This window comes from Nocardia sp. SSK8 (genome assembly GCF_037034205.1).
In the GTDB taxonomy this organism is placed as follows: domain Bacteria; phylum Actinomycetota; class Actinomycetes; order Mycobacteriales; family Mycobacteriaceae; genus Nocardia.
The window spans coordinates 151,005-158,957 of the sequence record NZ_JBAGKD010000015.1; the positions used below are offsets into that span (position 1 = coordinate 151,005).

At 72.4% G+C, this 7,953-nt stretch carries 6 protein-coding genes and 1 pseudogene; 1 reads left to right on the plus strand and 6 read right to left on the minus strand.

Features of this window, described 5'->3' with window-relative positions; genetic code table 11:
• Positions 1-24 precede the first annotated feature (24 nt).
• The 6 genes from recN to WA675_RS24375 all read right to left on the minus strand — a co-directional run bounded on the left by recN (position 25) and on the right by WA675_RS24375 (position 5,986).
• Complete coding sequence (gene recN / locus WA675_RS24350) at positions 25-1,794, minus strand: DNA repair protein RecN (protein WP_336087495.1); 1,770 nt, start codon at positions 1,792-1,794, stop codon at positions 25-27.
• Positions 1,772-2,716 (minus strand): NAD kinase, encoded by a 945-nt coding sequence (locus WA675_RS24355; protein ID WP_336087497.1) that lies wholly within the window; start codon positions 2,714-2,716, stop codon positions 1,772-1,774. The genes recN and WA675_RS24355 overlap by 23 nt, the downstream gene beginning before the upstream one ends.
• Positions 2,713-3,534 (minus strand): TlyA family RNA methyltransferase, encoded by an 822-nt coding sequence (locus WA675_RS24360; RefSeq protein WP_336087498.1) that lies wholly within the window; start codon positions 3,532-3,534, stop codon positions 2,713-2,715. Before WA675_RS24360 ends, WA675_RS24355 begins: the two co-directional genes overlap by 4 nt.
• Position 3,535: 1 nt before the next feature.
• Positions 3,536-3,808, minus strand: coding sequence for a hypothetical protein (locus tag WA675_RS24365; RefSeq protein WP_336087499.1), 273 nt, complete (start codon positions 3,806-3,808; stop codon positions 3,536-3,538).
• A gap of 13 nt (positions 3,809-3,821) precedes the next feature.
• Positions 3,822-4,715: an HAD-IIA family hydrolase gene (locus WA675_RS24370; protein WP_336087500.1), complete on the minus strand. Its 894-nt coding sequence runs from the start codon at positions 4,713-4,715 to the stop codon at positions 3,822-3,824.
• 410 nt (positions 4,716-5,125) lie between these two features.
• A complete protein-coding gene (locus WA675_RS24375; protein ID WP_336087502.1) occupies positions 5,126-5,986 on the minus strand; it encodes a hypothetical protein in 861 nt (286 codons plus the stop codon).
• A gap of 3 nt (positions 5,987-5,989) precedes the next feature.
• On the opposite strand from WA675_RS24375, the pseudogene WA675_RS24380 reads away from it, so the two are divergent.
• A pseudogene (locus WA675_RS24380) lies at positions 5,990-7,953 on the plus strand (hypothetical protein); the annotation flags it as partial.

Genomic DNA, 7,953 nt, shown 5'->3' on the forward strand with positions numbered 1-7,953 from the left:
GCGCCCCGCGCGGGCGGCCTCGGTTCAGGCCGGAGTCCGCTCCGCCCTGGCCGTCTCGAGCAGTTCCTCCGCGTGCGCGCGGCCGGTCTCGGTGTCGTCGAGACCCGCGAGCATGCGGGCCAGTTCCACCACGCGTTCCTCGTCGGTGAGCGTGCGCACGCCGCTGTCGACCTTGCCCTTGCCGTCGTCGGACTTGTTCACGACGAGGTGAGTGTCGGCGAAGGCCGCCACCTGCGGCAGATGCGTTACCACGATCACCTGATGGGTACGCGCCAGCCGGGCCAGCCGCTTGCCGATCTCCACCGCGGCCCGGCCGCCGACCCCGGCGTCGACCTCGTCGAAGACCATGGTCGCGCCGTGATCGGACCCCGCCAGCACCACTTCCAGCGCCAGCATCACCCGGGAGAGCTCACCGCCGGAGGCGCTCTTGCTCAGCGGCAGCGACTGCGCGCCGGAGTGCGCCGAGAGCCGGAACTCCACCTCGTCGACCCCGGTGGCCCCCGCGTGCAGCGCGACACCGTCCACCTCGAGCGGCGCGGAATCCTGCGCGCCCGCGGGCATCGGCCGCACCTGGACTTCCAGCCGGGCCTTGCCCATGGCCAGCCCGCCCAGTTCGGTACTCACCGCGGTGGCCAGCTTGCCCGCCGCCTTGGCGCGCGCGGCGCTGAGCTTGCGCGCGGTCTCGCGCACCTTGCCCGCGGCGGTCTCCACCTCGCCCGCCAGCTTGGCCAGCGCGTCCTCGGACACGTCCAGGGAGTCCAGGCGCGCGCGGGATTCGTCGGCCCAGGCGATCACGCCGTCGATATCGGGGGCGTACTTGCGGGTCAGCGACTTGAGTTCGGCCTGCCGGGTGAGCATCGAGTCCAGCGCCCCGGGATCCGAGGGCAGTTCGGAGAGGTAACCGCTGATCTCGGTGGTCACGTCGACGACCACGGCGATCGCCTCGCCCAGGCGCGGTGCGAGCGCGGTCAGGGCGGGATCGTCGGCCGAATCCAGCCGGGCCCTGGCACCGCCGAGCAGGTCGAGGACGCCCCCGCCGTCGACGGGCTCCTCCCCCGGGCCGGACAGTGCCTCGTGCGCGGCGACCGCGGCCTCGCGCAGCGAGTCCAGATCACTGAGCCTGCGGATCTCGGCGACGAGGCGCTCGTCCTCGCCGGGTTCCGGGGCGATGCCGTCGATCTCGGCCAGTGAATGCTTGAGCCGGTCGGCCTCGAGCGCCAGTTCCCGGCCGCGGGCGGTGCGTTCGAGCAGTTCGGCGCGCGCGTCCAGCCAGGTCCGGCGGTGCACCTGATATTTGCGCAGCAGCCCGGCGACACCGTCACCGGCGAACTGGTCCAGCGCGGCGAGCTGCTGTTCGGGACGTTGCAGGCGCAGCTGGTCGTTCTGGCCGTGCACGGTCAGCAGCCGCGAGGTGAACTCCCCGAGTACCGCCGCGGGCACCCCGCGCCCGCCCAGGTGCGCGCGTGAGCGCCCGTCGCTGTTGACGGTGCGCACCGCGATCACGCTGCCGTCCTCGTCGGCCTCGGCGGCCGCCGATTCCAGGACCTCGTGCACCGCCGCGCGCGCCGCCTCGTTGACGTCGTCGACCACGAACCGGCCCTCGACTACGGCTTTGGCCGCGCCCAGGCGCACCCGGCCCGCGTCCGCGCGTGCCCCGCTGAGCAGGTGCAGGCTGGTGACCACCATCGTCTTGCCCGCGCCGGTCTCGCCGGTCAGCACGGTCAGTCCCGCGTGGAACTGCGCGGTGGCCGTCGAGATGACGCCGAGTCCGTCAATTCTGATCTCGGTCAGCATCGGTGTCCTTTCTGCCCCGCCAGCCCGTCACCGGCAGCTGGAACTTGCGCACCATCCGGTCGGCGAAGGGCGCGGAATCCAGCCGCACCCACCGCACCGGCCGGTCGCCACGCACCACTTCGGCGCGCCCGCCGCGCGGCAGCGCCAGCGTGCGCCTGCCATCGAGGAACACGATCGCGTCGTGCCCGGTCACCACGGCCTCCACCGCGATCAGCGATTCCGGGCTGGTCACCAGCGGCCGGGCGAACAGCGCGTGCGCGTTGCTGGGAATCACCAGCATGGCCTCGAGTTCCGGCCACACCACCGGACCGCCCGCCGAGAACGCGTAGGCGGTCGACCCGGTGGGCGTGGAGATGAGGATGCCGTCGCAGCCGAACGCCGAGACCGGCCTGCCGTCGACCTCGAGCACCACCTCGAGCACGCCCATGCGCTGGGCGTTCTCGATGCTGGCCTCGTTGAGCGCCCAGCCGCGTTCGACCACCACGTCCTCGACCCGGACGGTGACGTCGATGGTCATCCGGTCCTCGACCCGGTAGTCCCGGTCGACCACCTGTGCGAGCGCCTCGTCGAGGTGTTCGGCCTCCGCCTCGGTGAGAAAACCGATGCGCCCCAGATTGATCCCGAGCACCGGCACCCCGGTCGGCCTGCCCAGTTCGGCGGCCCGTAGGAACGTGCCGTCACCACCGAGCGCGAGCACCATCTCGCAGCCCTGGGCGGCCGACGGGCTGTGTGGCACCACCCGCACCGGGTAACCGGCGGGTTCGTTCTCGAAGCGGGTGCTGTCGGCCTCGTCGGCCAGTACCCGCAGGCAGATCCCGGCCGCGGCGAAGATCTTGGCCACCCGGTGCGCGGTCTCGATGATCTCCGCGCGGCCCGGATGGGCGACGAGCAGGATCTCCCGATCGCCGGCGTGCGTGCTCACTGCGGACCCTCCTCGACGGCCTTCGCGACCAGCGCGGCCACCTGTTCGGCGGCGTAGTCGAACGGGCCGACCTTGCGCAACCACAGGAAATACTCGACATTGCCCGAGGGCCCCGGCAGCGGGCTGGCGACCACACCCTGGGTGCGCAACCCCAGCGCGGCCGCCGCGGCGGCGACCTCGCACACCACCTCGGCGCGCAGTGCCGGATCACGCACCACCCCGCCCGCGCCGACCCGCTCCTTGCCGACCTCGAACTGCGGCTTGACCATCGGCAGCAGATCGGCGCCCTCGGCCGCGCAGGCCGCCAGCGCGGGCAGTACCAGGCCCAGCGAGATGAACGAGAGGTCACCGACGACGAGTTCGACTGTGCCGCCGATGATCTCGGGGGTGATGTTGCGCACGTTGGTGCGGTCGAACACCTGCACTCGGTCGTCGTTCTGCAACCGCCAGATCAGCTGGCCGTAGCCGACATCGACGGCGGCCACCTCACGCGCCCCACGCTCGAGCAGCACATCGGTGAACCCACCGGTCGAGGCCCCGGCGTCCAGGCACCGCTTCCCCGCGACGCTCACGCCCTGCGGTTCGAACGCCTCGAGCGCGCCGAGCAGCTTGTGCGCGCCGCGCGAGGCCCACGACACCTCGTCGGGTTCCTCCCGCACGATCAGCGGGGTGTTGGCCTCCACGGCCGTCGCGGGTTTCACCGCGACGGTTCCGGCAATCAGGACGCGGCCCGCGCCGATCAGCTCGACCGCGTGTTCTCGCGATCGCGCCAATCCGCGGCGAACCAGTTCGGCGTCCACACGCGCTCGCCTGGCCACCTCAGATCTTGTCCACTGTCGCCAGCGCGTCCACCAGCACGTCGTGCGCCTGCTCGAGGATGCGCGCGCGGCGGGTGATGTCGGCCCCGGTCTCGGTACTCTCCGCGGGACCCGCGGCGGGGCGGGGACCCAGCTCGGCGAGCAGCGCGTCGACCTCGGTCCTGATCCGGTTCGGGTCGGCCGGTTCCTGGCTCGCCAGGTGAGCGCCCGGCAGCGGAATGCCGGGACGGGGTGGCTGCGACGCGCCGGTCGGCGGTGAACTCGGAGTACTCATCGTGGGGTCAACGCTATCGGATTTCCGGATCGGCCGCGCGCACGCGTACGGCCCGGTCGGGGTGCTGTCGCAACAGTTCCGCGACGGCGGACGGCGCGACGGACTCCGCGAGCGGTTCGGTGTTGAGGGCGTCGAGCGAGGCGGCGAGATAGGTCGGGATCCGCTCCGGTGGCGCGCCGCCCACCTCGTCGAGGGTGCTGACGCCGGTCAGCACGAGCAGCGAGTCCAGGCCGAGGCCGTGCGCGCCTTCGATGTCGGTGTCGAGCCGGTCGCCCACCACCAGCGGCGTGTGGGCGCCCGAGCGGGTCAGCGCGTCGCGCATCAGCGGCGCGTACGGTTTACCCGCCACCAGGGGCTCGCGGTCGGTGGCGGCGCGCAGGGCCGCGACCATGGCGCCATTGCCCGGGGCGAGGCCGCGCTCGTTGGGCAGGGTGCGGTCGGCGTTGCTGGCGATCCAGAGCGCACCCGCGCGCAGGGCGTAGGCGGCTTCGGCGAGGTCGGGCCACGCGGTCGTGGGCGAATGGCCCTGCACGACCGCGGCGGGTGGCGTGTCGGTGAAGGAGCGGACGGGGACCAGCCCCACGGCCTTGACCTCCGCGGCCAGGTCCTCGGTGCCGACCACGAGCACCGGGGTGCCCTGCTCCAGCCGCTCGGCGAGCATGCCCGCCGCGGCCTGCGCGCTGGTCACCACATCGTCGGCCGTGGCCGGATAGCCCAGCTCCACGAGATGACCGGCCACCGCGCCGGGACCACGAGAGGCGTTGTTGGTCACATAGATCAGCCGCTGGGCCGAATTCCCGTCCGGGACGAGCGCTTCGGGCGCGCCGACGATCACGTCGGGCCCGCGGTACAGCGTGCCGTCCAGATCGAGCAGCAGAGCGTCATATCGATCGCGTAGCCGGTTCACACACCCTCACTCCGTCGTCGCTGCCGGGCCCAGTACGTCTGCGACCCTAGGCGAGGCCACCGACACCTTTCCGGCTCGCGCCACTGTCGAATCGCCCTCGCCCTCTTCATGATCGAGCATGGGCCGGGCGCTCGGTGCCGGGTGCGCGAGGTTCGGCCACCGCGGGTGACCCACCTCACGTGCCACGCCCGCACACCACACACCACCTCCGGCGTGCCGAGCACACCACCTCACCCAGCACCACGCCGACGGCAGCGACCGAAGACCGCGCATCCGTAGTGACAGGAACACGCCGCGGCACAGAGTGGCCGGAACGCGCACGACCGGGTGAGGACCGGACGCGGAGCGGCCGCAGTCCGATCCTCCGGCGGTCCAGGGGGCCGGACTGCGGCCGGTGATCCAGCGATGTGTCAGGCGCCGCCGGTGAGTTCGGCGGCGCGCTCCTCGGCGTCGGTTTCGCCGTCCTCGTCGGCCGCGGCCGCGTTGAGGAACCACTGCAGGCCGTCTTCGGTGCGGCCCGCCGCCACCAGGGCGTCGGCGTAGGCGTAGAACAGCCGGGCCGCCGCCGAGCCGGTGCGCGCGGGGTCGAGATCCGGGGTCTGCAGGGTCACCACGGCCTGGTCGAACTGACCCAGGTCCATGCGCGCCCCGGCGACCACGATGCGCAGCTCGGCGGCCTCGTCACCGCTGAGCCGCTGCGCTTCCTCGCTGCGGCCGAGCTCGATGGCCCGCTCCGGACGGCCCAGACCGCGTTCGCAGTCGGCCATCACGGCCAGCAGCCCCGAACCACCCGACATCCGTCGCGCGGTCCGCAGCTCCGAGAGCGCCTCGGCCCATTCCTCGGCGTGGTAGGCCACCACACCGGCGGTCTCGCGCACCACCGCGATCCGGCCCGCCCGCTGCCGCGCGGCCCGCGCGTGCGCCAGGGCCAGCCGCGGGTCGTCCTCGAGCAGCTCGACGGCCATCACCATGTGCCGGGCGACGGTCTCGGCATTGTTCTTGTCCAGGCTCAGCAGATCGCGGCGTACCGCCGGATCCAGATCGGACGCCTGCACGTCCTCGGGCAGATCGGGCTCGTCCGGCCGCGCGTTGCGCCGGTCGGTGGGCCTGCCGCCCGCCGTGCGCGCGCCTTCGCCACCACGGCGGCGATCCTCGCGCTCATAGCCCTCGGAGTGCGATCCGCGATCACGATCGGAACCCTCGCGGCGGTCGTCCGGCCAGCGGCCGCGAGCACCGCCCTCCTCCGATGTCTCGCCGCGCTCGTCATCCACGCGATGAGCACGATCGTCCTCCGCCGCGGCCCCGCGATCGGCACGGACGTCGTCCTCGGCAGCCGCGTTCCGCGACTCGTCCGAACGATCGGCCCGAGTATCCCCCGAGCGCGCGGAGCGGCCGCCGACCGCTTCCTCGTCTTCGTCAGCCGAGCGGTCGGCACCGTCATCGTCGGTCGATGCGGCGCGATCGTCGGCGGACCGGTCGGAGTCGCGACGGGCGCGGGCCTTCTCCGACTCTGTCGTGTCGGCGCTCCGGGTCGCGTTGTCCGCATCGGACTGCACAGTGGACGCGGCCTGGTCGGCGTGCTCATCGGCCGCCGAGACGGTGTCGCCGGTGGGCTGATCGTCGGCGCCGCTCGAGATCACGCCCAGCACATCGCCTTCGCGTTCGCGCCGCTTCTCCCGGTAGGTGCCGTCCAGCGGAGCGCCGTCCTCGCCGATGTACTCGGTCCGGCCGGGATCCCCGCCACGCTTGAAGCCGCCGCGCGCGTTCTCGTCGCGCCGTTGGTAACCACCGGACTTCTCGCCACGCTTGAAGCCACCGGACCCACCGCGCGAACGATCGTCGTCGCCCCGCTTCTGGTACCCACCACGATCACCGGAGCCGCCACGGCCCTGGTAACCACCACGGTCGCCGCTGTCACGACGGAAGCCACCGCGCTCGTCATCACGCTTCCGGTAGCCACCGCGGTCATCGTCACGCCGCTGGTAACCGCCACGGTCACCCTCGTTCCGACGGAAGCCACCCCGGTCCGAACCGCCGCGCGAGTCGTCGGCACCGCGTCGGAAACCGCCACGATCGGAGCCGCGATCCGAGCTGCCGCGCGAGCGGTCGTCGTCGCGCCGGAACCCACCACGGTCGCCCGAGCCGCCACGGCCCTGGTAACCACCACGGTCGCCGCTGTCGCGACGGAAACCGCCGCGCTCGTCATCGCGCTTCTGGTAGCCACCGCGCTCGTCGCCACGCTTCTGGTAGCCGCCGCGGTCATCGTCACGCTTCTGGTAACCGCCACGGTCGCCTTCGTCGCGGCGCTGGTAGCCGCCACGCGAACGGTCGTCGCCTTCGTTGCGCCGGAACCCACCGCGGTCCGAGCCGCCGCGCGAGTCGTCACCACCACGGCGGAAACCACCGCGATCGGAGCCACCGCGCGAACGGTCGTCGTCGCCTCGCTTCTGATAGCTGCCACGATCGCCCGAGCCGCCACGGCCCTGGTATCCACCACGGTCGCCGCTGTCACGCCGGAAGCCACCGTGCTCGTCATCGCGCTTCTGGTAGCCGCCGCGCTCATCGTCACGCCGCTGGTAGCCACCACGCGAACGATCTTCACCTTCGTTGCGCCGGAACCCACCGCGATCGGAGCCGCCACGGGAGTCGTCCCGGCGGAAGCCGCCACGGTCGGAGCTGCCGCGCGAGCGGTCGTCGTCGCGCCGGAAACCACCACGGTCACCGGAACCGCCACGGCCCTGGTAGCCGCCACGGTCGCCGCTGTCACGCCGGAAACCGCCGCGCTCATCGTCGCGCTTCTGGTAACCGCCGCGGGGCCGGTCGTCGTCGCTGCGCCGGAAGCCGCCTCGGTCGTTCGAACCGCTACGGCCCTGGTACCCGCCACCTTCGGAGCCGCCGCGGGATCCGCGATTGTCATCGTTGCGGCGGAAGCCGCCGCCCTCGCCGCGCCCGGCGCCGCGGTTGTCACCGTGGCCGCCTCGGGGGCGATCGGTCGGTTCGCCGCGTCGGCCGAAACCGCGGGCGTCTCCGTCCCGGCGGAAAGGCTTCCGTCCGTCGTTGTGTTCCGACACGGCGATCCCTTTCTAGGTTCCCCGCCTCCGGGGAGATGTTGTGGTGCCCCGCCTGAAGAATTCAACCACGGACGGAGGACGGGGCATCCTCCACCCGGCATATCGGGCCCAGCACAAGGCCCAGAAACGCCGATAGGGGACCCAGATCTGGGTCCCCTATCGCGAAA